General features: G+C 49.3%; 27 protein-coding genes. 14 read left to right on the top strand and 13 right to left on the bottom strand.

Annotated features, from left to right (window positions below):
* The 5 genes from lptA to Q0698_RS05810 are packed head-to-tail and all read right to left on the bottom strand — an operon-like array spanning position 1 to position 3481.
* Positions 1-516, bottom strand: a complete 516-nt coding sequence (gene lptA / locus Q0698_RS05830) for a lipopolysaccharide transport periplasmic protein LptA (RefSeq protein ID WP_298634654.1) — start codon at positions 514-516, stop codon at positions 1-3.
* Entirely contained in the window at positions 485-1060 is a 576-nt protein-coding gene (gene lptC / locus Q0698_RS05825) for an LPS export ABC transporter periplasmic protein LptC (protein WP_298634652.1), read from the bottom strand. Before lptC ends, lptA begins: the two co-directional genes overlap by 32 nt.
* Positions 1051-1569, bottom strand: a complete 519-nt coding sequence (locus tag Q0698_RS05820) for an HAD-IIIA family hydrolase (protein ID WP_298634650.1) — start codon at positions 1567-1569, stop codon at positions 1051-1053. The genes lptC and Q0698_RS05820 overlap by 10 nt, the downstream gene beginning before the upstream one ends.
* Positions 1569-2531, bottom strand: coding sequence for a KpsF/GutQ family sugar-phosphate isomerase (locus Q0698_RS05815; protein ID WP_298634647.1), 963 nt, complete (start codon positions 2529-2531; stop codon positions 1569-1571). The genes Q0698_RS05820 and Q0698_RS05815 overlap by 1 nt, the downstream gene beginning before the upstream one ends.
* Positions 2532-2539: 8 nt before the next feature.
* A complete protein-coding gene (locus Q0698_RS05810; protein WP_298634645.1) occupies positions 2540-3481 on the bottom strand; it encodes a calcium/sodium antiporter in 942 nt (313 codons plus the stop codon).
* 146 nt (positions 3482-3627) lie between these two features.
* Here Q0698_RS05810 and Q0698_RS05805 point away from each other — a divergent pair, with 146 nt between their 5' ends.
* From Q0698_RS05805 to hisC, 6 genes are read left to right on the top strand one after another with little or no spacing between them, the layout of a single operon-like run.
* Positions 3628-4218, top strand: coding sequence for an ABC transporter substrate-binding protein (locus Q0698_RS05805; RefSeq protein ID WP_298634642.1), 591 nt, complete (start codon positions 3628-3630; stop codon positions 4216-4218).
* Positions 4219-4241: 23 nt separating this feature from the next.
* Positions 4242-4484: a BolA/IbaG family iron-sulfur metabolism protein gene (locus Q0698_RS05800; protein ID WP_298634639.1), complete on the top strand. Its 243-nt coding sequence runs from the start codon at positions 4242-4244 to the stop codon at positions 4482-4484.
* A gap of 3 nt (positions 4485-4487) precedes the next feature.
* The gene (gene murA, locus Q0698_RS05795; protein ID WP_298634637.1) at positions 4488-5747 is read left to right on the top strand and encodes a UDP-N-acetylglucosamine 1-carboxyvinyltransferase; all 1260 of its coding nucleotides are present in this window, start codon (positions 4488-4490) and stop codon (positions 5745-5747) included.
* A 27-nt stretch (positions 5748-5774) separates the two neighbouring features.
* Positions 5775-6404, top strand: a complete 630-nt coding sequence (hisG, locus tag Q0698_RS05790) for an ATP phosphoribosyltransferase (protein WP_298634634.1) — start codon at positions 5775-5777, stop codon at positions 6402-6404.
* Positions 6405-6406: 2 nt separating this feature from the next.
* Entirely contained in the window at positions 6407-7705 is a 1299-nt protein-coding gene (gene hisD / locus Q0698_RS05785; RefSeq protein WP_366140285.1) for a histidinol dehydrogenase, read from the top strand.
* A 3-nt stretch (positions 7706-7708) separates the two neighbouring features.
* Positions 7709-8788: a histidinol-phosphate transaminase gene (hisC, locus tag Q0698_RS05780; protein ID WP_298634631.1), complete on the top strand. Its 1080-nt coding sequence runs from the start codon at positions 7709-7711 to the stop codon at positions 8786-8788.
* Between the two features lie 107 nt (positions 8789-8895).
* Here the strand turns inward: hisC and Q0698_RS05775 are convergent, their stop codons facing one another.
* A complete protein-coding gene (locus Q0698_RS05775) occupies positions 8896-9588 on the bottom strand; it encodes a response regulator (RefSeq protein WP_298634628.1) in 693 nt (230 codons plus the stop codon).
* Positions 9589-9624: 36 nt separating this feature from the next.
* Between Q0698_RS05775 and Q0698_RS05770 the strand changes: the two genes are divergently transcribed.
* Entirely contained in the window at positions 9625-10278 is a 654-nt protein-coding gene (locus Q0698_RS05770; protein WP_298634626.1) for a hypothetical protein, read from the top strand.
* Positions 10279-10398: 120 nt separating this feature from the next.
* Positions 10399-11145 (top strand): 2,3-diphosphoglycerate-dependent phosphoglycerate mutase, encoded by a 747-nt coding sequence (gene gpmA, locus Q0698_RS05765; RefSeq protein WP_298634623.1) that lies wholly within the window; start codon positions 10399-10401, stop codon positions 11143-11145.
* Positions 11146-11389: 244 nt separating this feature from the next.
* Here the strand turns inward: gpmA and Q0698_RS05760 are convergent, their stop codons facing one another.
* Both Q0698_RS05760 and Q0698_RS05755 read right to left on the bottom strand, forming a co-directional pair.
* Positions 11390-12766, bottom strand: coding sequence for an MATE family efflux transporter (locus tag Q0698_RS05760; protein ID WP_298634620.1), 1377 nt, complete (start codon positions 12764-12766; stop codon positions 11390-11392).
* 43 nt (positions 12767-12809) lie between these two features.
* On the bottom strand, positions 12810-13406 hold the full coding sequence (locus Q0698_RS05755) for a 2-hydroxychromene-2-carboxylate isomerase (RefSeq protein ID WP_298634617.1): 597 nt from the start codon (positions 13404-13406) through the stop codon (positions 12810-12812).
* 174 nt (positions 13407-13580) lie between these two features.
* Between Q0698_RS05755 and Q0698_RS05750 the strand changes: the two genes are divergently transcribed.
* On the top strand, positions 13581-15047 hold the full coding sequence (locus tag Q0698_RS05750; RefSeq protein WP_298634614.1) for an aminoacyl-histidine dipeptidase: 1467 nt from the start codon (positions 13581-13583) through the stop codon (positions 15045-15047).
* Positions 15048-15058: 11 nt separating this feature from the next.
* Here the strand turns inward: Q0698_RS05750 and rarD are convergent, their stop codons facing one another.
* Positions 15059-15958, bottom strand: coding sequence for an EamA family transporter RarD (rarD, locus tag Q0698_RS05745; protein WP_298634611.1), 900 nt, complete (start codon positions 15956-15958; stop codon positions 15059-15061).
* Positions 15959-16043: 85 nt separating this feature from the next.
* On the opposite strand from rarD, the gene Q0698_RS05740 reads away from it, so the two are divergent.
* Positions 16044-16526, top strand: coding sequence for a GAF domain-containing protein (locus Q0698_RS05740; protein WP_298634608.1), 483 nt, complete (start codon positions 16044-16046; stop codon positions 16524-16526).
* 10 nt (positions 16527-16536) lie between these two features.
* A complete protein-coding gene (locus Q0698_RS05735) occupies positions 16537-17316 on the top strand; it encodes an alpha/beta hydrolase (RefSeq protein WP_298634605.1) in 780 nt (259 codons plus the stop codon).
* A 120-nt stretch (positions 17317-17436) separates the two neighbouring features.
* Here Q0698_RS05735 and Q0698_RS05730 read toward each other — a convergent pair whose 3' ends face one another.
* Both Q0698_RS05730 and aceK read right to left on the bottom strand, forming a co-directional pair.
* The gene (locus Q0698_RS05730; RefSeq protein WP_298634602.1) at positions 17437-18051 is read right to left on the bottom strand and encodes a Yip1 family protein; all 615 of its coding nucleotides are present in this window, start codon (positions 18049-18051) and stop codon (positions 17437-17439) included.
* A gap of 105 nt (positions 18052-18156) precedes the next feature.
* Positions 18157-19890: a bifunctional isocitrate dehydrogenase kinase/phosphatase gene (gene aceK, locus Q0698_RS05725; RefSeq protein WP_298634600.1), complete on the bottom strand. Its 1734-nt coding sequence runs from the start codon at positions 19888-19890 to the stop codon at positions 18157-18159.
* Positions 19891-19974: 84 nt separating this feature from the next.
* Between aceK and Q0698_RS05720 the strand changes: the two genes are divergently transcribed.
* Positions 19975-21057, top strand: a complete 1083-nt coding sequence (locus Q0698_RS05720) for an enoyl-CoA hydratase/isomerase family protein (protein ID WP_298634597.1) — start codon at positions 19975-19977, stop codon at positions 21055-21057.
* An 83-nt stretch (positions 21058-21140) separates the two neighbouring features.
* Here Q0698_RS05720 and Q0698_RS05715 read toward each other — a convergent pair whose 3' ends face one another.
* Complete coding sequence (locus Q0698_RS05715) at positions 21141-22394, bottom strand: transglutaminase domain-containing protein (RefSeq protein WP_298634595.1); 1254 nt, start codon at positions 22392-22394, stop codon at positions 21141-21143.
* Positions 22395-22429: 35 nt separating this feature from the next.
* Positions 22430-22609: a hypothetical protein gene (locus tag Q0698_RS05710; RefSeq protein WP_298634592.1), complete on the bottom strand. Its 180-nt coding sequence runs from the start codon at positions 22607-22609 to the stop codon at positions 22430-22432.
* A gap of 137 nt (positions 22610-22746) precedes the next feature.
* On the opposite strand from Q0698_RS05710, the gene Q0698_RS05705 reads away from it, so the two are divergent.
* Positions 22747-23415, top strand: coding sequence for a nitroreductase family protein (locus Q0698_RS05705; RefSeq protein WP_298634590.1), 669 nt, complete (start codon positions 22747-22749; stop codon positions 23413-23415).
* Positions 23397-24299 carry a DUF6279 family lipoprotein gene (locus Q0698_RS05700; RefSeq protein WP_298634588.1) on the top strand — a complete coding sequence of 301 codons (903 nt, stop codon included), beginning with the start codon at positions 23397-23399 and terminating at the stop codon, positions 24297-24299. Before Q0698_RS05705 ends, Q0698_RS05700 begins: the two co-directional genes overlap by 19 nt.
* The last annotated feature ends 30 nt before the right edge of the window (positions 24300-24329 follow it).

Below are 24329 nucleotides of genomic sequence, written 5' to 3'. Positions count from 1 at the left end.
TTAATCCTCGTCAGTGTCTTCAGTAGGCGGCTGGATAACGTGTCGGACGCTACCTGAGGCATTGGCTGCACCGCGTTCAAGATCGAATTCGATACTATTAGCAGAAACTTCGGAAGCGTTGTTACTGAATAACGCATCACCGGTCACTACTACGATGTTAGTAAGTAGGTCGTAATCAACTTGATTACCTTGGGCATATACCGGTCCCACTTCTTCTGAAGGATTGTCTCGAAAAGTTGCTGGCGGACCTATCGCTACAACTCGGAGAATTTTGCCATCTTTGTAGAATACATCAATGCGCCCAGCTTCTATGATTAGTGCACCCTGGGTAATCTTTGCGCTACCTATGTAGGAAGTAATCCCGCGCGCAAGGTCCTGCGCAAAATCCTCGGAGGACATTTCGATTGGCTTGGCTCTGTCCTCGGGAAGTCCATGAACATTAGAAGGTAAAAGCAAAACAAAAGCCGCGATTAATAAAATGGCGTTAGCGAGTAGGTTCATAATAGGTTTCAACATTGCCTTGGAGTTCGTAATACTCGCGTGCGAGCCATAGTTTGAGGCGGTCGCCACGAGACTTTCCAGCGTGACTATCGATAGTCACTGGATAAATAGCTTGAGCGAATGCTTCGTTAGGATAGTAATCAATTCGGGCGGTTTCAATCAATTGGTATTCACCGTCGCTAAGTTGCTGAAAAAGCTTAACTTGCTGGTTAAGGCGAATCATGTCATCACGACGGTGGAATGCAGCTCTTCCTGCTTGGACTTCCCATGGACTAAGATTTTTTTGCCCAAGTAAGCGCATAGTAGGTTGCTCAGCAATCATTAATTCAGTGACTTCAAAATACTTTAAGTCAGGGGAGTTTAGCTGCCATTCTAAGTTGCCGACCAAATCCGAGTAGTGACGAACCTCCGCATTGACTAAGAACAATGAAGGTGGAACCTGTTCAGTAGGAGCGGGCAGGGCCGGTTCAGATTGATTGGCAATCAATAGTACATAGATAACGGCACAAGCAGCTAAGAACGCGCCGACTACTCTGCCACGATGACTTATTACAACCATTTTTCCAGGACTCTGTCATAGCGATCTTGAGCTTTTAAAATCAAGCTAGCGACTTCGCGAAATGCACCCTCGCCACCGCGGCGCTCGGTAATATAATCTGCATGGGCTTTAACGGCTTCGTCGGCATTGGCGACCGCAACACCTAGGCCCACGCGGCGAATGCAGGCCAGGTCAGGCCAATCGTCACCAACATAAGCAACTTGCTTAGGTTGCAAATTACGCTCGGCTAGCATTTCCTGAAGGGGAATCCACTTGTCCTCACGGCCTTGAATAATTGTCTTGATTCCGAGATCGGTCGCTCGTTTAAGCACCATCTCACTGGTTCTGCCGGTGATGATTGCGACTTCAATGCCTTCCGACTGAAGTAGCTTGATGCCGTGGCCATCGAGGGTGTTGAAGTTTTTAAACTGCTCGCCCTGAGCGGTGAACATAAGTTGTCCGTTGGTAAGAACGCCGTCAACATCGGTCACGACGAAGCAGATATCCTTGGCAAGATCAGTTGCGCTCATTAGGCTACTCCTGCTTTCAGAAGACTATGAAGATGAACAACACCAACCACCTGACCACCTTCCGTTACCACTAAGCTAGTGATTTGCCAGTCTTCCATGAGGCACAGCGCCTCGGCGGCGAGCATATTTGGAGCAACGGTCTTACATTCTGTAGTCATTACCTCCGCCAACGCCACCGGCATGACTCGGTCATAATGATCCATCGCGCGACGCAGATCTCCATCGGTGAAGATCCCTTGCAGCTTACCCTCGTCAAGTACTAGGGTCATGCCAAGTCCCTTACTGGTGATTTCGAACAGCGCGTCCTTCACTGAGGTCGCTGGTGAACAAACCGGTAAATCGTCGCGGTTATGCATCACGTCGCTGACCTTTAATAGTAGCTTACGTCCCAGTGCTCCACCGGGGTGAGAAAAGGCAAAATCCTCAGCGCTGAAACCCCTAGCTTCTAACAGGGCGATTGCCAAGGCGTCACCCATCACTAACTGTGCGGTAGTACTAGAGGTAGGCGCTAGATTGAGCGGGCATGCTTCGGTATCTATACCACTATTTAGTGGAGCATCCGCGGCCAGTGAGAGGGTGGAATTTAGGTTGCCAGTGATACTAATAAGCTTTATCCCCAGGCGTTTGATTAGGGGTAGTAGTGAAACGACTTCAGCGGTGGTGCCGCTGTTGCTTAGCGCTAGGACTACATCGTTTTCCGTCATCATGCCTAAATCACCATGGCTGGCTTCAGCGGGATGAACGAAGAATGCGGGCGTTCCTGTTGAGGCCAATGTTGCTGCAACCTTCTTGCTAATATGCCCAGACTTACCCATGCCCGTGACAATAACTCTTCCTGAACAGTTCATGACGATGTCACAAGCGATCGAAAAATTTTCATCGAGACGGCTTAACAGGCCGCTAACGGCGCTAGCTTCAAGGTCTATCGTGCGCTTGGCCGATGCAAGGTGGTCAATGGTCATAAACGTCCTCAAACAAGAAAGTAATAGTAGGCGCAGAAGCAGCTTAACATAACGACGCCAAAGCTTCTGCCTAGCTTACTATGGGTGCGTTTTAGTGTTAATGCGCAGGCGATCACTAAGAGTGCTGTTAATCCCGCCATGACATAATAGTCGCGCGAAAGAATATCAGCCTCTATAACGAGAGGGCCGACGACCCCAGGAATACTTGCCACCGCGATGATGTTGAAAATATTAGAGCCAATAATATTACCGAGGGCGATATCATGATGACCCTTCAGTGCACTGGCAACCGAGGCGGCTAATTCGGGCAGGCTAGTACCTATGGCCACAATTGTTAGTCCGATGACGAGTTCGCTCACGCCTAACGTTAAGGCAACGCCCTTGGCTCCCCAAACAAGCGTATTAGCGCTACCAATCAGGATAGCCAGGCTAACGACAAACCATAAAAAGGTTTTCAAGCCTTCGCTGCCTTCAATTTCCTCTTGCTCGAGGTCGGCTTGAGTACGCGAAACTAACCAGAGAAAAACAGGTATAAGTAACAGGAGAATCAATCCCTCCAGTGGGCTAAGCTCGCCATTAAAGATGAATAATCCCAGCAGAGCAGTGACGCCAACTAGAAATGGCGCTTCCATTTTGAATAACTGTTTGGCAATGGGTATGGGAGCGACAATGGCGGTAATGGCTAACACCAGCGCGATATTGGCAACATTCGAGCCTAAAGCATTGCCCATGGCTAAACTACCGGAGTTATCGAGGCTGGCACTTAACGCAACGAGTACCTCCGGGGCAGAAGTGCCTAGCGATACAATCGTTAAACCAATGGTCATGGTTGACATACCCAGGTTTTTAGCAATCGAAGCGGAGCTTGCTACGAATCGGTCGGCGCTCCAAATGAGTCCGCTAAAACCGAGAAGAATGGCAAGTGTTTGATAGACAATTTCTGTTGGCATAAAGGCAGGTGTTACAACATATGATTAGATGAACTGGTAATTTTAAACATAGAACGAGTTAATGTCAGTAGAATTCGATGTCCTTTCATTGGAACTTACCACTAGTAGCGGTAGAATGGCATCATTAGAGATAGGAAGCTTGAGTTATGAAGTATTTGCAAATCGCATTACTAACGTTGTGTTCTCTACAAGTGAATACGGCTATATCCGAGAATTTACCTGCGGATGAAGCGGTGGCCAAGATGACTAATGAAGTCATTGAGGTGGTTATGGAGGCCAAGGAAAATGGCAATGACCTCGACGGTTTCATGCCACGGCTAGACGAGTTAATGACCTATTACGCAGATTTCGACTGGATTGCAGCGCAAATTATGGGTCGTTATCGCCAAAGCGCCTCACCAGAACAAATTTCGCGTTTTGGCACGCGTTTTAGATCGGTGATGATATCAACCTATGCAAAGAGTTTTTTAGCCTATAACGGCGAGCGCGTTACCACTTTGCCCGTAGAAGAACGTTATGCGGGAGAACGCAGAGTACCAGTTCGCCAAACCGTTGAGGGGATTGCTGGCGGTCTTAACGTTATCTACACCATGGGGCAACGTTCAGATGGCCGCTGGGTAATGTTAAATTTGCGTGTAAATGGCGTAAATTTAGGGCAAACCTATAATCAACAATTCGCGCGAATGATGACAGAGCTCAACTCTATTGACGCGGTAATCGATAACTGGGGGCAATAAGCCTTTCCAGACCAGAGGATAATATGGAAGCAGAACAAGTTAAAGAAATCGTAGTAGCCGCCTTTCCTGAAGCGCAGGTTGAAGTGGGCCGTGATGGCAGTCACTACTCAATTCGGGTCGTGAGCGAGACGTTTGCGGGGATGACACCGGTTAAAAAACAGCAGAGCGTCTACGCTTGCTTGAACGATCACATTGCTTCCGGTGCATTACATGCACTGCATATTCAAGCGCTGACACCGGCGCAGTGGGCAGCGAAACAGGGCTGATTTATGGATAAGTTTAAGGTTTACGGACCTACAAAAATTTCCGGCACAGTTTCTGTGTCGGGCGCAAAGAATGCCGCATTGCCCATTATGGCAGCAGCACTTTTGCCCAATGGCACGTTAACATTATCAAATGTCCCTCAACTAAACGATATCCGAACGCTAGCTGAGCTTATCCAGTGTTTAGGCGCTAACGTTGAGCTGGATGGAAACGTCGCGAAGGTTGATGCCACCTCAGTAGATAAGATTGTTGCCCCCTACGAGCTGGTCAAGACGATGCGCGCCAGTATTCTTGTTCTGGGCCCATTATTAGCTCGACTTGGGAAAGCAGAAGTTTCTTTTCCGGGTGGTTGTGCAATCGGTAGTCGCCCCGTAGATCTTCACTTGAAAGGTTTTGAAGCCATGGGCGCTAAGATTGATGTTCGCGATGGCTATATTATTGCTGAAGCGCCGGAAGGCGGCTTGGAAGGAGCAGATATCCATTTCGACGTAGTGTCTGTAGGAGCCACAGAGAACTTGCTGATGGCAGCGAGTTTGGCTAATGGTAGAACTACGCTACATAATTCAGCACGCGAACCGGAAGTCGTCGATCTTTGTCATTTCCTTAACGCAATGGGTGCAAAGATCACCGGGATTGGTACTGGGACGCTCGTTATCGATGGTGTTGAGGCGCTTCATGGTTGTGAGTATCGAGTTGTGGCCGATCGAATCGAAGCGGGTACTTTCCTAGTGGCCGCGGCAGCGACGCGCGGAAGTATTACTTTGTTAGACGCCGCGCCGGAAACAATGGAAATTGTGCTCGATAAGTTGCGCGAAGCCGGTGCGGACATCCAAATCGATGGCACTTCAATTCACCTTACTATGAATAGCCAACGACCTAAGGCGGTGAGTTTTGTCACCGCACCACACCCAGAATTTCCAACGGATATGCAGTCGCAGTTCTTGGCGATGAATGCGGTTGCGGAAGGTCAGTCTGAGGTGGTGGAGACGATTTTTGAGAATCGATTAGTGGCGGCCCAGGAAATGAATCGCATGGGCGCGCAAATTCAGCTCGAATCAAATATTGCAAAGGTTAACGGTGTTGAGTCACTGAGTGCTGCGCCGGTTATGGCAACGGATTTACGCGCATCGGCGAGTTTGGTCATAGCAGGATTGTTGGCTGACGGCGAGACACTGATTGATCGTATCTATCACATTGACCGTGGCTACGAGTCAATTGAGACCAAATTTGCGCAGCTTGGAGCACGCGTAGAACGCATCAAATAATTTGATGCGTTCATTACTGGGGGATAAATGAGGACCATTACAATAGCCTTGACTAAAGGGCGAATTCTCAAAGAAACGCTTCCACTTCTTGCCAAAGCCGGCATTGAACCTATCGAAGATATCCACACCAGTCGAAAGCTGGTGTTTGCGACTAACCGAGCAGATGTTCAACTCCTTATTCTCAGAGGAGTTGATGTACCTACCTATGTTCGTTTTGGTAGTGCTGATATTGGTATATCGGGCAAAGATATACTGTTAGAAATAGACAATGGCGATTTCTATGAACCTCTTGACTTGGGTATCGCGACCTGCGATCTAATGACCGCGGCGAAAAAGGGCTCGGAAATAAAAACGGGACGTATTCGTGTGGCGACTAAATACCTCAAAGTCGCTGAGCAGTTCTATGCGGAGCAGGGCAGGCAGGTTGATCTGATTAAGCTCTACGGAGCTATGGAGCTCGCACCGATCTTGGATTTGGCCGATGAGATTGTTGATATCGTTGATACCGGCAATACCCTAAAGGCCAATGGCCTCGAGCCGCGCGAATTTATCTGCCATGTGAGTTCTCGAGTCATCGTTAACCGCGCATCAATGAAGACTAAACATGCCGCTGTGACTGCAATTATTGACGCATTACGTGAGGCAATAGCCCAGTGAGCTTGAAGATAAAACACCTCGATAGTTCAAATGATCGTTTTCAACAGAAATTGAGTGAGCTACTTGCTTGGGAAGCGACCAACGATGATCAATTGGACCTAGCGGTTCGCGACATTATTAGCTCGGTTCGCTCCCATGGCGATGAGGCTCTGGTTGAGCTGAGCAATCGCTTTGATAATACCGATTTCACCGATGCCAACAGCTTCGAAATCCCAATGGCAGTCTGCCAAGACGCACTCAAGAACTTGGACGATGAAGTCCGTAGTGCCTTGGAGTTGGCGGCCGATCGCATTCGGAGCTATCACCGGCATCAGCTGGCTGAGAGCTGGACGATTACAGACGAATACGGCACTGCTCTGGGCCAGCAAGTCACCCCTTTAGAGCGGGTGGGAATTTATGTCCCGGGAGGCAAAGCTTCTTACCCATCCTCGGTGTTGATGAACGCACTACCTGCACAGGTTGCGGGTGTGGATGAAATCATTATGGTAAGTCCAACTCCTAGCGGTGAATTGAATCCTCTTGTGATGGCCGCTGCGGCTCTCGCTGGTGTGAGTCGTTTCTTCGCGATAGGCGGAGCTCAGGCGGTTGCTGCGTTATGCTATGGGACGCAGAGTGTCCCTAAGGTCGACAAAATCGTTGGTCCTGGCAATCGCTTTGTCGCTGCGGCCAAACGTCAGGTATTTGGGCGCGTTGGCTTAGATATGATAGCGGGGCCTTCGGAAATTTTGGTGATTGCGGACGATACCGTTTCTCCACAGTGGTTAGCGGCTGATTTGTTTGCTCAGGCAGAGCACGATGAATTAGCGCAATCGATTCTTATCAGTGCTGACGCTGAAGTGTTAACAGCGGTTCAAACAGCGCTAGATGAACTGATTGAAGCCATGCCGCGCAAGGATATTATCCGTGCTTCCATAGAAGGCCGCGGAGCATTAATTCAGGTGGCTTCTCTGGAGGAAGCGGTGGAGTTAGCTAATCAGATTGCCGCCGAACATTTAGAGCTCGCGTTTGCTAATGCGGACCAGTGGGTTTCGAAAATTCGCCATGCCGGTGCAATATTTGTGGGCGGCTATACGCCGGAGGCTTTTGGCGACTATTGTGCAGGGCCAAACCACGTGCTACCAACATCCGGAACTGCGCGATTTTCTTCGCCGTTGGGTGTTTATGATTTCCAGAAACGAAGCTCGGTGATCAATGTGAGTCCATTGGGGGCAAAGGTCCTAGCGGATTGCGCAGGGTTACTTGCCGATCATGAATCACTATCCGCTCACGCGCTATCAGCGCGGTTGAGAAAAGAGGATTAAAGCGTGTCCCGAATTCACCGCATAATTCGTCCAGAGCTATTGAAACAGTCCGCTTATCACGTCCAAAGCAGTCAGGGTTTACTCAAACTTGATGCCATGGAAAGTCCCTTCAAGCTGAGTGGCGAGCTACAGCAGCAGTGGTTACAGGCTATTGCTAATACGTCCTTAAATCGCTATCCAGATCCAAACGCTACTAAGGCAGCAAAGCGGTTTTCAGAAGTATTTGGCTTAGCTGACGATGAAGGCATTCTGTTCGGCAACGGTTCCGATGAGCTGCTACAGATTTTGATTCAAGCGGTCGCCAACGATGACACCAAGGTGTTAGCACCATCCCCATCATTTGTGATGTACGAAACGCTCTGCCAATGGAATCGTATTGAGTTTATTGGTGTGGATTTAAATGCTGACTTCTCGTTGAATCTGCCAGCGATGCTTGAGCAGATAAACGCGCAACAGCCCGCAATCATCTTCTTGGCGCAGCCTAATAATCCAACGGCCAATAACTGGGCGGTTGAGGATTTGGAAGCCATTGTTGATGCTGCTGAAGGCTTAGTGGTGATTGATGAGGCCTATTACGCCTACAGCGACCGCCACCATCTAGAGTGGATTCGCCGCTATGATAATGTCGTGATCGTTCGCACGCTGTCGAAGCAGGGCTTTGCCGGTATTCGTTTGGGAATGCTGATTGCGAAGCAGGAATGGTTGGAACAGTTCAACAAAGTTCGCATGCCCTACAATATTAACGTACTGACTCAGGCCACCGCGGAGTTTGTCGCCAACGCCTGGGCACCTTTAGGATTGGAAGCCGGGCAGTTGACGGAAAATCGTGAGGAACTCAGCAGCGCGCTGACCGAGCTCGGCCTTGAAGTTTTCCCATCGCAGGCGAACTTTTTGATCGTTCGAACGAATTATGAAGGCGCGGTGCTCTGCAAGGAACTTAGAGATCGCGGCGTGTTGATAAAGAACCTCTGTGGCGCTCATCCCCTATTTGAGCGTTGTATTCGAATTACTGTATCCAGTATCTCCGATAACACCTTGCTGCTATCTGCGCTGGAGAGTAGTTTGGAAGGTTTGGCATCCTAGCCCAGGCCTGAGACTCAGCGCAAATCCGAGACTAGACCCAAGTCTGAGACGAGACCCAAGTCTGAGACTAAGCTTCAGTTCCAGCCTAAGGCTATGGCGTAGCAATGTTAGCTGCGCCAGCGATAGCCCTGTGCATAGATGGTTTCGATAGCGGAAAACGCGCTATCCAGCTGTTCGAACTTGCCACGAATCCGTTTAATATAGGAAGTAATGGTGGCGTCATCCACCGTCATATTTGCCGCGTACATAAGCGCGTCCTTCGATTTCACATGACCAGGTCGTTCCGCTAGGGCTTTCACCAGATAAAACTCAGGTACCTTGAGATCAACCAATTTATCCTGCCACCAAACTTGTAGGCTCTTGTCATTGATTCGCAGTTCACCCACCAACATTTCATCACTGGTATCAGAGTGACCCTGAGCTAAGATTTCGAAACGCTGAATCAGGTTCCGTACTCGCACCCTTAGATGCTCAAGACCAATATCTTTGGTGAGGTAATCGTCGGCGCCTAGGTGGAGGCCGGCAACTTTATCGAAATCGCTATCTCGGTGAGTAAGAAAAATAATGGGGATAGTTGGAGCGCTATCGCGTAACTTTCGTAATAATTGGAAACCGCCGTCGCGCTCGTCATCTAAGCCAACGTCTAAAATAATTAGGTGAGGGTGTTCATCAAGGATTCCATCCTCAGCAGTCTGACGGTTTGGGTAATGCACTACCCGGAAACCATCCTGTTCAAATAAGTCACGATAATTACTGGCAAGCGAGGGTTCGTCCTCGACGATAGCGATGGTCTTAGCCATAATGAATCTCCCTGAATGACCAATTAAGAGGCTGCGATGAAAATTGCCTATGGAATCATTTTTAGACTGTTATTAGTGTTAGCGGCAATTTGGCAACTGACTAATCTCTCCGATGGTATCACGTTAAATGCCCTGCTCGTATTGCTAATTTTTCTTGTTCCTGAGGGGCAACTGCAATGGGCGAGACGATTCTCGACCACCCCAATTTTAACTGAAAAGTCACCTAATTCGATGCTTATTCTTGGGCTGTTGTATATGGGGGTGCTCCTGACTACGGATGAAGCCTATACCGGCACCGTCCCTAGCATTCTTGTCATTCTAGCGTACGTGCTATTCACTCGGTGGGCGCAGAGCGTTCGTTTTAATGGTTCGCTAAATAAAACAGTGGAATTACCACCATCCCTGCAGACGTATCGTCAGATTTGGATTCTTCATGGGCCGGCCAATGCTTACGATTGGCCCATCCAACGCGCGGTTTCAGGGGATGAAGGCATTGCACTACTTTGCGTTAATGCCGGAAGTTGGTCAGCAACCGGTGCTCGCGATGATGAAGAGGTTCAGCAGTTTATAGAACAGCTTGGTGGAGATAGTTTCCCCCCGGGCGCGGGAACGCGCATTGATGTGGAGGCTGGACGTATTAGCAATGTGATCCGCGAGGCGAGTAAGCGGGTTCGACCTAGCTTGTCTTGAGCCACCACTATAACAACTAAGATATAGTTACTATGCCTATAATTCAGCCATGCTAAGGTCGTATATCGGCGAAAGTCACGCTATACTGCGGCGCATCTCAACCTGCACGGGAGCAGTTACATGTATCAGTTGGTTTTGGTTCGTCACGGTCAAAGTACTTGGAATAAAGAAAATCGTTTTACTGGCTGGAAGGACGTTCCGCTATCAGAGCGCGGCTTAGACGAGGCTAAGAAAGCGGGTCAGATGTTGAAGGCGAAGGGTATCGAATTCGATACGGTTTTCACTTCAGTATTGCGCCGTGCAATTATCACCTCGAATAACATTCTTGAAGAGATGGATCTTAGTTGGCTGCCAGTTCAGCGTAACTACCGTCTTAACGAGCGTCACTACGGTGGCCTCCAGGGTCTTGATAAATCTGAAACCGCGGCGAAGCATGGCGAAGAGCAGGTGCTAATTTGGCGTCGTAGCTTTGACACTCCACCGCCAGCGATGTCAGCGGAAGATGCTGAACACCCAAGTAATGATCCGCGTTACGCCGACCTTGACGCCCGAGCACTGCCTAATGCAGAAAGCTTAAAGTGCACTATCGATCGTGTATTGCCCTACTGGCATGACGCCATTGCTCCAGCCTTGAAGGCGGGCAAGAAGCCATTAGTTGTGGCTCACGGAAACAGTCTTCGTGCACTGGTGAAGTACTTGGAGAATTACTCTGACGAAGCCATCATGGGCATCAATATCCCAACGGGTATGCCACTGCTTTACACGCTAGACGAGAATTTCCAGGTTATCTCAAGTGAGTATGTGGGTGACCCCGAAGAAGTTGCAAAGCTCATGGCTGAAGTTGCAGCGCAAGGTAAAGCCAAGTAGTTCTTCGCAAACGAAATGCTGTATCAGAATGAGGGCTGCCGGTAGGTAGCCCTTTTTTGTGGAGCAATAAGGTTGTCCAAGACTGCCGATAGCGGGTATTGAGCAAGCATCGTCTTCGATCGCCCCCTTACTCTACTAACGACAAACCCGCGCGGCCCGCAATGCATTCTATTGGGCCGCGACACACTCAATTAGTCCGCGACGGAGTGAGTCATTGCACAATGTTCCGGTCACTTATGGCCCATCAGCCCTGATAATATTCGGTGCCACGAACACGATATTTCTTCGAGACTCTATTTAGCCTCGCGATTAATAGTAATCCTGCCGCGATCAGGCCGGCAACGAAGCCCATCCAGAATCCGCTGGCCTCCCAAGATGTACCCGTAATATTTCCCAGACTGAGCGACCAACTCACCGTAAAGCCAATCCCCCAGTAGCTGAGAATCTGAATGACCATTGGGATTCGTGTGTCCTTGTATCCCCGCAATGCGCCCACCGAGATGATCTGCACGGCATCGATAATTTGGAATGCAGCAGAGAAGAAAAGTAGATTACGAGCAATAGTGAGCACCGTTGGATCATTGGTATATAGCCCTACGATACCGTCTTTGAAGAGCAATGTTGCCGTAGCCGTTAGCACGGCGATGGAACAGCTAATCGCAATAGTCAGAAAGCTAGCATAGCGAGCTTGATCGAGGTCCCCTTGACCAATCAGGTGACCCACACGAATACAAATCGCCATACTCATACCGTAGGGAATCATGAAGATCATGCTGGCCATATTTAGCGCAATTTGATGTGCAGCGACGGTATCGGAGCCGAAAGGAACGAGCAAAATAGCGACGACTGCGAAGAAGCTAACCTCGGCACAAAAGCCAATGCTAGAAGGAAGACCCACTTTGACAATGTCATAGATGGTCTGTCGATGCGGCCCCTCAGGTTTAAGGGTTGCCCAGATATGATGGTAACTATTGCTAAAGCGCAGATGAACTAAAAGGCCTAAGCCTGTTAGCCAGTAGATTGAAGCGGTGGCGATACCACAGCCTACACCACCAAATCCTTCGCTTTCGCCAACCCCAAATACCAGTACGTAGTCTAGAAAGATGTTAGCGACGAAGGCAAGAATGTTCACAATCATTGGTGCCTTGGTGTGACCGTTTGCCTCGCAGAAGCATCTCAGGACCGTAGCGAAAGCCAGTCCAGGCACACCGAAAGCAATGGCGAAGAGGTAGCCATCGGTAACTCGATCAACCTCGGGCGCTTCACTAAAATCGAACAGCTGAGGGAGCACCCAGAAAATCATAGCGATAATGATTATCGAGCTGAAGATGCCCAGCCAGCAGCCCTGAACAAGCTTTCGGCCTAGTAGGCGCCAGTCTGAGGCACCAAAGGCTTGGGCCATAAATGGAGAGACACCAGCCAGCACACCTAGCAGAAGGACCAATAATGGATGCCAAAGACCGGCGGCTACAGCAATGCCGGCTAGGTCATCGGTACCATACTGACCCGCCATAAAGGTGTCGGTAACCGACATGCCAATAAGGGCCACTTGGGAAATTATGAGAGGGATACCCAGATGAAACAGACGTTTCCCCTCGGTAATCGCTTTGATTCGAGGCACAGTGTTCTCTTCGCTAAAAGTCTAAAGTGTAGGAATTATAGAATTAGAATGGCGATCGTGCGCCAAGTAATTCATCGATCACCCAGATGCGATCTTGGCCGAATAACATTTCGCCATTGGCGAACATCGTTGGAGCCCCGAAAACACCACGATCCACGGCTGCTTTGGTGGTCGTATTTAGCTGAGCTTGATAACTAGCGTCTTTGGCTTTATCCAACCAATTACTTGGCATGTCACTCGCTTCGAGTACCTGCTTAATAACCGATTCATCCGCTAAGTTTTTACCGTCACTCCACATTGCATCAAACAGCGCGCCCGTGTATTGCTCCAGCGCGTCGTTTTCTTGGGCGACGAGTGCTATTCGCATAATGAGATTCGTATCAATGGGGAAGTGCGGGTTAAGAGTGAAGTTGACTCGATAGCGATTGGCGTAGCGGTCAATATCGCGACGCAGGTACTTTGCCTTTGCCTGAACCTGAGCGGGAGAGCGGTTTCCGGTTTCGGTGAATACGTCGGCCAGCGCTACCGGCATAAGAGTCAGTTGAGCATCGTATTCACTGACGAGTTGATTGAGCCGGTGCCAAGCGAGATAGCTAAATGGACTGGCGATATCGTAGTAAAATTCGATCTGTTGACTCATGACTATTCCTCGTTTTGGAGCTTTGGTAACTGTAGCATGTTACTGCGATTCCTTCGCGCACGCCAACGCTTAAGAGCACTGCGGCAAGCTAATTTACATCGGCAGTGTTACGGATTTTCTCTAAGTGATGATTCGCGCTAAAATAGTGTTTTTTAGTAATGGGATACTCACACCGTGACAGCGCTTGTCGATATGCAACTTCAACCAGAGAAAGTCTGGTCATTTTTCGCAGAACTCACTCAAATACCTCGTCCATCCAAGCACGAGCAAGCAGTGATTGACTGGATTGTCGCCTTTGCAGAGGCGAGAGGTCTTGCTTGGGAGCAAGATACTATTGGTAATATGATTGTCCGAAAGCCCGCTGTGGTTGGCTGTGAGCATCTTCAGACGGCTATTTTGCAGAGTCACATAGATATGGTTCCGCAAAAAAATGCTGATACCCAGCATGACTTTTTAGTCGACCCCATCAAAGCCTATGTTGATGGTGACTGGGTGAAGGCCGAGGGCACCACGTTGGGCGCAGATAATGGCATGGGTGTCGCAGCTATGATGGCGGTGCTAGATGCCGACGATATTCAGCACGGAGCTATCGAGGCACTCTTTACCATTGATGAGGAGGCGGGAATGACCGGGGCGATGAACCTAGATCCGAATATTCTCAGAGGGAGTGTACTGTTCAATTTAGACACCGAAGATGACGGCGAACTCTATGTGGGCTGTGCCGGTGGCGTAGACGTTAATATCGACTTCGATTATGAGCCTGAGACGGTGCCCGCCGAAACCAGCGCCTGGCAGCTGTCGGTCAAAGGCCTATTAGGTGGTCACTCGGGTGTTGATATCCACCTAACACGCGGCAACGCCAACAAACTTTTAAACCGTGTGCTGCGCAAGTTACTGCAAGCTGGTATTGAGCTGAATGTCGCGGACATCAAAGGCGGCAGCTTGCGTAACGCAATTGCCCGTGAAGCCTTTGCTACGCTGCTGGTGCCGGATATCCAGCAGGACGAACTGCTCACGGTACTGGATGACATCGCCATAGAGATTGCTGATGAGTGGCAGTTAGCCGAGCCAAATCTATCGATTACAGCAGTACCTAGTAAATTGCCGGCAGATTACATTCCTCTGGATGCTGTGCTGAGACTACTTCGAGCGATTGATGCCACGCCGCACGGCGTCACTAAGATGAGCGTCAGTCTTCCGGGAATTGTGGAGACCTCAAACAATCTTGGTGTTATTCGTGCTGGTAAGTCGAAGATCAAAGTAAGATGTTTGGTTCGTAGCTTGATGGACTCGGCACGAGACGAGTTCTGCGAGGAAGTCGCGGCAGGTTTCTATCTCGCGGGTGCCAATGTGAGTTTTACCGGTGCTTATCCGGGATGGGCGCCGAAGATGGATTCACCGTTGTTAAAGGCTATGAGCGATACGCATCAAGATCTCTTCGGTTTTGAGCCTAAGGTGAAGGTTATTCACGCGGGGCTCGAGTGCGGGATCCTGGGTGCCATCTACCCGAATTGGGACATGATCAGTTTCGGCCCAACAATTCGCGGTGCTCACTCGCCTGATGAGCGCGTAGAGATCGCCGCCGTCGCTCGTTTTTGGGATCTGCTTAAAGCCGCACTGGAGCGAGTGCCTAGCGCCTGAGTCGTTATTAGTTAGCTACTCGCGTTACTTCGGCGTGCTGCCTTGGCACGTCGAAGTGAATCTAAGCTGTAGAATACTAAGCCGGTCCAGATACAGGCAAAGGTCATCAGCATGCTCAAGCTTAATGTTTCGCCGTAGACCAGAATGGCCAGTAGGAAGGTCATGGACGGCGCAATATATTGGAAAAAACTCAGCACGGTGAAAGGCATACGGTTTGCCGCGGCGGTAAACAATAATAGCGGCACAGCAGTGAGCACTCCGGCCAAAGGAAGCAACCAAGTTGCCGAAGTGGACTCGCCAAACACCATCTCACCCGAATTAAAGAGATAAGCCAGATAGACGATTGCGAAGGGCAGCATTAGCAGAGTCTCTACGAATAAACCTACGCGGGCTTCAACCGGCCGTTTTTTCTTAATGATGCCGTAGCCGCCAAAACTTAATGCTAGTACTAGCGTCACCCAAGGTAGATAACCTACCTGAAAGATCTGAATACTTACGCCAATAAACGCCAGCGCAAATGCCAGCCACTGGATCGGGCGCATTCGCTCGCCAAGTAACAGCATCGCTAAGAAGCAATTGATAATGGGGTTGATATAGTAGCCAAGACTCGTTTCTAGAATTCGACCGTCGTTGACTGCCCAGATAAAGACTAACCAATTGAGCGCAATGAAGGTGGAACTGCCAAGTAACCATTTCAAGGTGTTCCAATTACTCAGGGCTCGCCACACCTGTTGCCATTCCTTCACCGCGCAGGTAATGATGGCAAGGAAAATGACACTCCAAACTACTCGGTGCGCCAGAATCTCAAACGCACTGGTATTATCAATCCACTTAAAGTAGACCGGGAGTAGGCCCCATAATAAGTAGGCTCCGAATGCGGCAATTACACCTTGTTTGTTGGCATTGACCATTTACAATTGTTCCCAAAGTTGAGCTTGGCAGTGTAATCGTCAAGACTCGTTTCACCAACTTTAATCCAATGATTTCGAGGCAAATGTGAATAAGTCCGAGCACTATCAAGAAACGCTCCGTAGAATCCAAGCCGTCTGTGAGGGCGAAACCGACATGATCGCGCTGCTATCTACCGTATGTTGCGAACTTCACCAAAGCTTTGATTATTATCACTGGACAGGTTTTTATCGCACCGTGGCGCCACAACAGCTAAAAGTTGGCCCGTACCAGGGTGGCCATGGTTGTTTAGATATTCACTTTGATCGAGGGATTTGTGGTGCAGCGGCTAAACAGGCTTCAACGCAACTTGTTGAAGACGTACACGCTAGAGCCGATCATATTGCCTGTGCTTCATCAACAAACTCAGAGATCGTGGTGCCGGTGATCAATGCTAACGGCCAGGTGATAGCGGTATTGGATGTCGATTCCGATGACCCAGCGGCCTTCGATGAAACCGATAAGCAGTATTTAGAGGAACTTTGCCAGTGGATTGGCGAGGCACTTGGAGAACGAGAGTATCTCAATTAGGGAGTAGGCTATGAGTCTTTATCACGCGCAGTGGTTAGCGGCGGCGCCAGTTAGCAGATTGTTGATCATTCACGGTGTTGGCGAACATATTCATCGTTACGAAACGCTTGCTAACGTACTCAACGAAGCGGGTATTTCCGTGTACGGATTTGACCAACTAGGCCATGGCCGTTCGGAAGGTGCTCGCGGGCATATCAATGATTGGAGTGATTATCGTGAGCCGGTTGAGGCAGCGGTAAAAGCACTCCAGGATGACTCTGACTTACCACTCTTTGTCTGGGGGCACTCTATGGGCAGCCTAGTAGTTCTGGACTGGTGGCTATCAACGCAATTGAGGGTGGATGGCCTAGTGGTCAGTGGAACGCTGTTGGCCGCAAAGGCCAGCTGGTGGCGTATTGCAGCAGCGAAACTACTCTCATCAGTTACGCCAAAACTTACGCTTCCCTTGGGTCTTTCGGTAGACGAGATATCAACCCAGGCAGACGTTGTTCGCGACTATGTCGCTGACCCGCTAGTACATGGGAAGGTGTCGGCTCGATGGGGGAATGAAGTATTGACGGCTTTGGCTGACGTGAATACTAAACTCGCCACGATTGATGTCCCCATTTTAATCGGACACGGCGCAGAAGACGCGATTAACGAGGTGGCGTCGTCGTATCGTTTGGCGGATTTAGTAGTGGGGCACAAGCAGCTCGAAGTTTATGCGGGAGTACGTCACGAAGTGCATCATGATAGTTCGCGCGAACATTGGCTGGAACAGCTGGTTCACTGGTGCACTTTAACGCGTTAGTGCGGAGCATGTTTTAAAACAAAAAAAGGCGCAATGAGTCAACAATTGCGCCAAACAGAGAGACGTTGAATTAATTCATCAGAGTCCTACATCCTTCTGATGAACTAAGGTTAGCAGTGCCTACGATGGCATGCTGGTATACTCAGGACCGATACCAATACTCCATACGATCACACTGGCCACTTTCATAATGACTAGAAGCACCAAGCCAACGGTCATAACGGAGGAGGAGAACATGAAGGCCCGCTCTTTGGGTATCTTCATCAGAATAGGCATGCCCTCATAACAGAGGTAAACGGCCCAGGCGATCCCAGCAATTGCAAAGGTTGCGCACAGCCAGAGGTGGGGATAGGCAAAAACGAGACCAGAAAGAAATACCGGAGTCATTAGGAAAACCGCCATGGTCATTCCTCTTCCCGTTTCCGTTTCCTTCTCGGCGAAGGTTTCCGTCATCCAATTAATGAACTCACCTAACATATACACCATCCCCATATTGGCGACATAGGAAATGGCAGCTAGACTCGCAGCGCTCTCCCGGGTGAGGTACATATGATTGCCATTGAATCCCCAACCAACCTCGGTTACGCCGTAATAGGTTGCTAGAACTGGAATCAACGCCAGAATAGGAACGTGTGTCAAAAAGACGATGAGTTTATTTTCTTTTTCACTGCGAATTTGAGCCCATTCCTGGTTGGGGTGAGTCAATATGCCGACAGTATGATTAAGTAGTTTCATCGTGGACGCCTCGGTATTGATATGTCTATACCTAAAGTCTAGTTCAAAATCCAAGCGCTGCTAGTTGAAATACGATGAAATGATTGTGGTTTTTACGCAGTCTGGTTAGCGCGCCTTTATTTGCGGATAGAAGCGTTGAGTAACACGGTAGGGGTATACATAGCTGCTCTCGCCGTCGCGAATTCGACGCTGTATTTCTCGCCAGGTTTGCCGTTGATAGAGGTCAGAATGAAAGGTCTCGAACGCAGCTTTAGCATGTGGGTTACCGCTGAAAAAATAGCTGAACTCCTCGGGGAAAACATCATTTTCATTGACTGCGTACCACGGGGCTGAAGACATTTCATCGCGAGCGTTTCGTGGCGGTGGTATGTCGCGGAAGGTGCACTCGTCTAGGAAGCAAATTTCGTCATAGTCGTAGAAGATAACTCGGCCATGACGAGTAACTCCAAAATTCTTCAACAGCATGTCGCCTGGAAAGATATTCGCTCCGGCAATTTCACGGATAGCGTTGCCGTAGTCCTCCATTGCTCTTTCAATCGCGGCGGTGGGCTGATGATTGACAAAGAGATTTAATGGCTCCATACGCCGTTCGATATAGACATGCTTAATCAGTACTCGGTTATCTTTGAGTTCAACGGTCGAAGCGCATTCTTGCAATAGTTCTGCGAGGCAGTCGGGATCAAATTCCTGCTGCTCGAACCAGAAGTTATTAAACTCTTGGGTGTCAGCCATGCGGCCGGCACGATCGTGGCGGCTCACTAGTCGATACTTAGCTTTCACTTGAGCTCGAGTGACCGACTTTGGTGGACGGAAACGATCTTTGATAATTTTAAAGACGACATCGTAACTCTCCAAGGTAAACACGCTCATTACCATCCCACGTGTTCCAGCGGCCATCACCAGTTGGTCATCGGAGCGATCGCTATGGTTCACAAAATCACGGACAAACTCGGTTTTACCGTGCTTGATAAAACCCAAGCTGGTGTAGAGTTCGTAGCGATGCTTTTCCGGCATAATGGTATGTAAGAAGTTAACGTAGGCTTGTGGAATAGGAGCGTCGACCATGAAATGAGACCGAGTGAAGCTAAAGATAACACTCACGTCATCGGTCGCGGTAATGGCAGCGTCGACAAAAACACCTTCGCCTGGAATGTTTGATATCGGTAAGACGAGCGGGGTGATAGTGTCACCATGAAGAATTCTACCCACCAGATAAGCGCCTTTATTGCGGTAGAAAACGGATTTTAGTACCTGAACCTCAATGTCAGCCAAGGGAACGTGTAACTGAGGGAGTAACTGTGACTCGAGGGCCTCGGCAATATGCTGCGCATCCTGTTCAAGGTGACGCCATGAGACGCTAAATTGGTAGCGGTCTAGCAGATTAATGGCCAGTTCGAGAAAGCTGTTCTGATGACGAAAACGATTAAACACCCGTGCGCTCACGTCACGATTCTTTTCACCCTCGCCCTCTACAAATAGATACTTATTGTCGTAACGTTCGAAGCTAAACCAATTACTGTAGACCGAATTGTAAAAGGTCTGGGTAATGTTGCGGTTGTCATGATCCTCAATCATCTGCGCAAATTCATACTTAACATCCGCCCAAAGTGCTTGATTGTGAAGGGCTTCATCGGCAACTAGCTTCAGTTTTGCTGCCGCCTTTTCGATGCCGGATCGATACACGTCGGCGCGATGTTTTTGCGCCTCAGCGGCGGCCTGCCAATCGGCCCGCTCGAAGCGTTCTCGGGCGCCTAAGGTAACTCGATTGTGATCTTCAATCGCAGCTTCGAAACCGTTGAGAATAGCGGTGGCGATGCGAGTGGCGGTGAACTTCAGCATGATATTTGATTCTGTTTAAGGTGATTGTTTCCACTTTAGCTTGTTATACTCATGGCAACTAAGCAACCATAATAAGAAAAACCTATGTCTGATTCCGTTATTTTAACATCTAAGCTCCCTACCTCTACTCATACTAGCGTAGTGGAACTGACTCTCAATTCCGCAAAAACCCTCAATGCGCTGACTCAGCAGATGGTTGAAGAATTGCATCAAGCTCTAAGCCTTTGCGAACGAGATGAGTCGGTGGTAGCGGTGATTATCAAAGGCGCTGGCGATCGAGCGCTTTGTGCCGGTGGAGATATTAAGCACCTACGTGAACTGAGCCTCAATGGTGATCAAGGGCGCGAATTTTTCGCCAAAGAATACGCCCTTGATTATGCTATTCATTCCTTCTCGAAACCGCTAATTGTTTGGGGTAGTGGGATTGTTATGGGCGGCGGCTTAGGCTTACTCGCAGAGGCTCCATTTCGGGTGGTAACGAATAGCACCCGAATCGCTATGCCTGAAATTACGATTGGTTTATATCCCGACGTGGGCGGCTCTTATTTTCTCTCCCGAGCACCAGGAAAGTTGGGGTTATTTATGGGTTTAACCGGCTGCTCAATTAATGGTACGGATGCAGTCGGCGTAGGCTTAGCCGATTACCGTTTAGATGACAGTCAATATGCTGAGCTCATCGAGGCAATGCGGTTGTTGAGCTGGGAGCAACCAAGGCGCCAACTCACTGAGTTACTTGCACAACTTGCCTCTGCGGCAAGTTCTCTCGCCCCCCGACTTTTGGCATACCGAGAAGATATTGATTTGCTCTGTGCGAGTAATGATATCGCGGCAATAGATCAAGCATTAAGTAGTTATGAAGGCATCGAGTTTATCGAGTCTGCCGCTAAAAAATACCGTTCGGGCTGCCCGCTGACCGCTTGTTTAGTTTGGGAACAGATGAATCGAGCAGGAGAGATGTCGCTGGCGGATGTGTTTCGGATGGAGTGGTGGATGAGCGTCCGCTGCCTTCAACAACCTGACTTCGCCGAAGGTGTTCGCGCGTTGGTCATCGATAAAGATCAGTCGCCAACTTGGCAACATGCTTCCATTGGAGAGGTGAGTCCAACACTAATCGACTCATTCTTCTCCTGTCCGGAGGCGAATCCTTTAGTACAGCTAGCAGAGTAGCTCACTAGCGTGCGGCGGCGTTGGTCAAATACTTCCCTTGGATAATAAGCGTCGTTATCGAATTTTGAGCGTCGCCATCCAAGCTACAGATTATGGTGACGCAAAAGTGCCTGACGCTTCTGTTCAAAGCGCAGCGTATCACGCTGCTCGCTTATATTATTCGCCGCCTGCTGATAGGAATTGGCTAACTCGCCGTCGCCATTAAACTCATAGCTGATGGCCATTAGATAGAGCGTCGAGTGCATGTTAGGAGCAATTTCTAAGGCGATCTTAAGATGATTGATCGCGCTGTCAAAGTTGCCTGCGATCATTTGCTCTCGGGCTCGTCTTTGGTGCGTGATGGGGTTATTTTCTCGGTATTCTAGCAGCGCCTCCGCAAGCCTGTCTGCATAGGCGATTTGATCTCTTTGGCGGTAGAAACGTTCTAGGTTACTTTGCGCAGTCTCGAAATTATGTGGCGCTAAGGCTCCCTTTAAAAATGCCTGCTCAGCCCATTCATCGTGACCCATCCTACGATACAGCGTACCCAGATTAGACCAGGTTCCGCCGGAGTTCTCGTTGAGCGATAGCGACTGGTACAGAAGTTGATGGGCTTGATCGAAATTACCTTCGGACAGGGCACTAATGGCAAGATTGTTGAGAAATTCGGCTTCGGCTTCCTGATCACTGATGAGCCTTGTTCGAACGGTTACGGCATCACGCGGGTTATTGATATCTACATTGATCGATTCGTAGGCACTGACGAGAATATTCGCATTGATGTGCCGAATATACATGACCGTGCCGCTATCCACTTCGTCCCACCCGGGCAATGTTTCCACGATTTGAAAAGAGGCCTCTAGCCCTTGAGCCCGAGCTAGTTTTACGACGAGCGCGGAAAAAGAAACGCAATTGCCGGCCTGGCGTTCAAATGCCTCAGCAGCGCTAAAGTTACCCTCAGCCTGATATTGAAATTGATAGTTGTCGTTGCGATAAAATGAATTAATGATGTCGTCTATTCGTGCTTTTCTTTCACGCTTCGTGCCGACAATAGTGGTGTCATAGATTCGGCTGACCTGGGTGGTCGTAGCAATATTGTCGCCCGAGCTACTGAGGCGAAGAGGGCTAAAGGTTTGCTGGTCATTTGCTGCCAATAACTCCTCTGCGAAGGTGGTAAGCGCGACGGAGTCATCCATAAAGCCAACATTGACTTCCCTCATGACAGCGGTAGAGGGTCCCTGTTTGATTTCCTCGCTTGAAAGCGTTGAGGGAAACCCCATGATTGAAGGGTTCTGGGCGCAACCGAGTAGTAAAAGACTTGTTGTAGAAAGCAGCGCAAGTGAGCGAAAGTACTTCATAGCGAACTCCTCTTTATCAATGCGATAATACTAGCCTAGCTAAATGCCGCTTGGCTAGGAAGCTGTTTCAATCCTGCGCGAGAGACAAAGCGATCCTCATCACTCAATTCGACTGAGATTTTTACCTCTGCAGGAAGCTTTAAGCTAGGCTTAGTCGTTGTAGACCAGTCGTCACGATCAAGTAATCGGTAACGAACTTTCGCTTGCTTATTCAACGCTGGTCTCGGTTACGGGATTCACACAGTTCTTGATTAACAAGTAGCTTGCCAACTCGGTCCATGGTTGTCTCACTTGGTTGATTGCCCTATTGTAATCTAATCCTAATAAAAATACGTAACCTAGGGGTGTTTTCATGACCAATTTCCCGACCGAGCCGTTGAACTTTAACCGTCTTACGAAGGCTACAATGTGTGAGCGAAGTAGGGACTTTCTTGGGCTATTAAAGACGCGACGAACCGTGCGAGATTTTAGTGAAGAACCGGTGCCCATGGAGGTGATTTGGAATGCTATTCGGGCCGCGGCCACCGCGCCAAATGGCGCCAATTTGCAACCTTGGCACTTTGTTGTGGTCACAGATACTGAACGCAAGACCGCGATTAAGGAAGCCGCCGAAGCGGAGGAGCGAGCATTTTACAACAGCCGAGCCCCACAGGACTGGCTGGACGTATTAGCCCCATTGGGGACGGATGAGCACAAACCGTTTCTCACCGAGGCTCCAGTGATCATTGGCGTATTTGCCGAAAGGAGTCGGGTTGATGAGCACGGCACCAAGCAAAAGGTTTACTACCCAACGGAGTCAGTGGGTCTGGCAACCGGGATGCTAATAAGTTCGCTGCATCTAAGTGGTTTGGCTACGCTTACTCATACTCCCAGTCCAATGGGGTTTATGAATGAAATTATGGAACGCCCGAGCAATGAACGCGCGTTCGTGTTGTTAGTCGTCGGTTATCCTAAAGAGGGAGCCAACGTTCCCACTATAGCTAAGCGAGAATTTGAAGAGATATGTACCCATCTAGGATAGAAACCGCTAACGACAAGGATAACTCTGTAATCGCTCATGGCTTCGGCAGAATTCGTCGCAGCGCCCAAATGGGACTGTTAATGGTCGTTGTGCTATTGACCGGTTGTACCCAAGCTTTTCTCTATGATTTCATCCCTCGCTATGTAGTGTGGGAAATGGATGAATTTGTTACCTTAAATGGGGATCAGGAAGATGAGCTCATGGCGCTTATCACTGAAGCCTTGGAGGTAAACCGCAACGAGCATATGCCGCTTTATTTCAACTTCCTATCGGATGTCGAAACCCAAATTATGTTGGGAGAAGTGAGTGACGCGGATGTTAAGGAGTGGTACACACGGATCATAAACCATCGAGCCGAAACGCTTGCATGGCTAGCGCCGATGGGCGCCGAATTTTTAGTTAAGCTATCAGATGAACAACACGAAGAGCTACTCGCTAATCTTCAACGCGGCTTAGATGAAGATGATGAGCAACTCGCCGAGGATAATATTAGTGAGCGCAAAGAGCGCTGGGCTGAAGGCCGAATTAAGTTTGTCGAGGAAATGGTCGGTGATCTGACTGAAAGTCAGAAAGCTTCGCTGATGAATTCCGTCACCGATCAGCAGGATACTACGGTGGAATGGATGGCGTGGCGTCATCGGTGGCTGGATGAATTTTCAGCGGCTCTTCGCGCTCGAGATGAAGCGCGACTGATCGCGGTGATGTCCTATCCCGAAACGCTGTACTCGCCGGAATACAAAGCTATCAAGGTAGATAACCGACAGCGTAGTTTCGGTCACATAGCGACCTTCATGAATGGTTTAAGCGAACCGCAACGCGCTCAATTGGTGACGCAGCTAGAGGAATGGCGACAACTCTTCGCGGCGATTGCTGCCGGCGGATAGTCAAGGAATGTTGTGGTAATCACATAGGTC

This window comes from uncultured Umboniibacter sp., from assembly GCF_947497555.1.
GTDB lineage: Bacteria > Pseudomonadota > Gammaproteobacteria > Pseudomonadales > DSM-25080 > Umboniibacter.
The sequence above is the reverse complement of the archived record's forward strand: the minus strand, read 5'-3'. Positions and strand labels throughout refer to the sequence as shown.

What these genes read in the sequence shown, in the direction of transcription:
- aceK (WP_298634600.1), bottom strand. Translation starts at nt 19,890, where the DNA reads ATGCTGAAGTTCACCGCCACTCGCATCGCCACCGCTATTCTCAACGGT.
- Q0698_RS05715 (WP_298634595.1), bottom strand. Translation starts at nt 22,394, where the DNA reads ATGAAGTACTTTCGCTCACTTGCGCTGCTTTCTACAACAAGTCTTTTA.
- lptA (WP_298634654.1), bottom strand. Translation starts at nt 516, where the DNA reads ATGTTGAAACCTATTATGAACCTACTCGCTAACGCCATTTTATTAATC.
- Q0698_RS05720 (WP_298634597.1), top strand. Translation starts at nt 19,975, where the DNA reads ATGTCTGATTCCGTTATTTTAACATCTAAGCTCCCTACCTCTACTCAT.
- Q0698_RS05770 (WP_298634626.1), top strand. Translation starts at nt 9,625, where the DNA reads ATGAAAATTGCCTATGGAATCATTTTTAGACTGTTATTAGTGTTAGCG.
- Q0698_RS05775 (WP_298634628.1), bottom strand. Translation starts at nt 9,588, where the DNA reads ATGGCTAAGACCATCGCTATCGTCGAGGACGAACCCTCGCTTGCCAGT.
- Q0698_RS05705 (WP_298634590.1), top strand. Translation starts at nt 22,747, where the DNA reads ATGACCAATTTCCCGACCGAGCCGTTGAACTTTAACCGTCTTACGAAG.
- Q0698_RS05735 (WP_298634605.1), top strand. Translation starts at nt 16,537, where the DNA reads ATGAGTCTTTATCACGCGCAGTGGTTAGCGGCGGCGCCAGTTAGCAGA.
- Q0698_RS05730 (WP_298634602.1), bottom strand. Translation starts at nt 18,051, where the DNA reads ATGAAACTACTTAATCATACTGTCGGCATATTGACTCACCCCAACCAG.
- Q0698_RS05820 (WP_298634650.1), bottom strand. Translation starts at nt 1,569, where the DNA reads ATGAGCGCAACTGATCTTGCCAAGGATATCTGCTTCGTCGTGACCGAT.
- Q0698_RS05815 (WP_298634647.1), bottom strand. Translation starts at nt 2,531, where the DNA reads ATGACCATTGACCACCTTGCATCGGCCAAGCGCACGATAGACCTTGAA.
- lptC (WP_298634652.1), bottom strand. Translation starts at nt 1,060, where the DNA reads ATGGTTGTAATAAGTCATCGTGGCAGAGTAGTCGGCGCGTTCTTAGCT.
- Q0698_RS05805 (WP_298634642.1), top strand. Translation starts at nt 3,628, where the DNA reads ATGAAGTATTTGCAAATCGCATTACTAACGTTGTGTTCTCTACAAGTG.
- murA (WP_298634637.1), top strand. Translation starts at nt 4,488, where the DNA reads ATGGATAAGTTTAAGGTTTACGGACCTACAAAAATTTCCGGCACAGTT.
- Q0698_RS05755 (WP_298634617.1), bottom strand. Translation starts at nt 13,406, where the DNA reads ATGAGTCAACAGATCGAATTTTACTACGATATCGCCAGTCCATTTAGC.
- hisG (WP_298634634.1), top strand. Translation starts at nt 5,775, where the DNA reads ATGAGGACCATTACAATAGCCTTGACTAAAGGGCGAATTCTCAAAGAA.
- Q0698_RS05810 (WP_298634645.1), bottom strand. Translation starts at nt 3,481, where the DNA reads ATGCCAACAGAAATTGTCTATCAAACACTTGCCATTCTTCTCGGTTTT.
- gpmA (WP_298634623.1), top strand. Translation starts at nt 10,399, where the DNA reads ATGTATCAGTTGGTTTTGGTTCGTCACGGTCAAAGTACTTGGAATAAA.
- Q0698_RS05700 (WP_298634588.1), top strand. Translation starts at nt 23,397, where the DNA reads ATGTACCCATCTAGGATAGAAACCGCTAACGACAAGGATAACTCTGTA.
- rarD (WP_298634611.1), bottom strand. Translation starts at nt 15,958, where the DNA reads ATGGTCAATGCCAACAAACAAGGTGTAATTGCCGCATTCGGAGCCTAC.
- Q0698_RS05800 (WP_298634639.1), top strand. Translation starts at nt 4,242, where the DNA reads ATGGAAGCAGAACAAGTTAAAGAAATCGTAGTAGCCGCCTTTCCTGAA.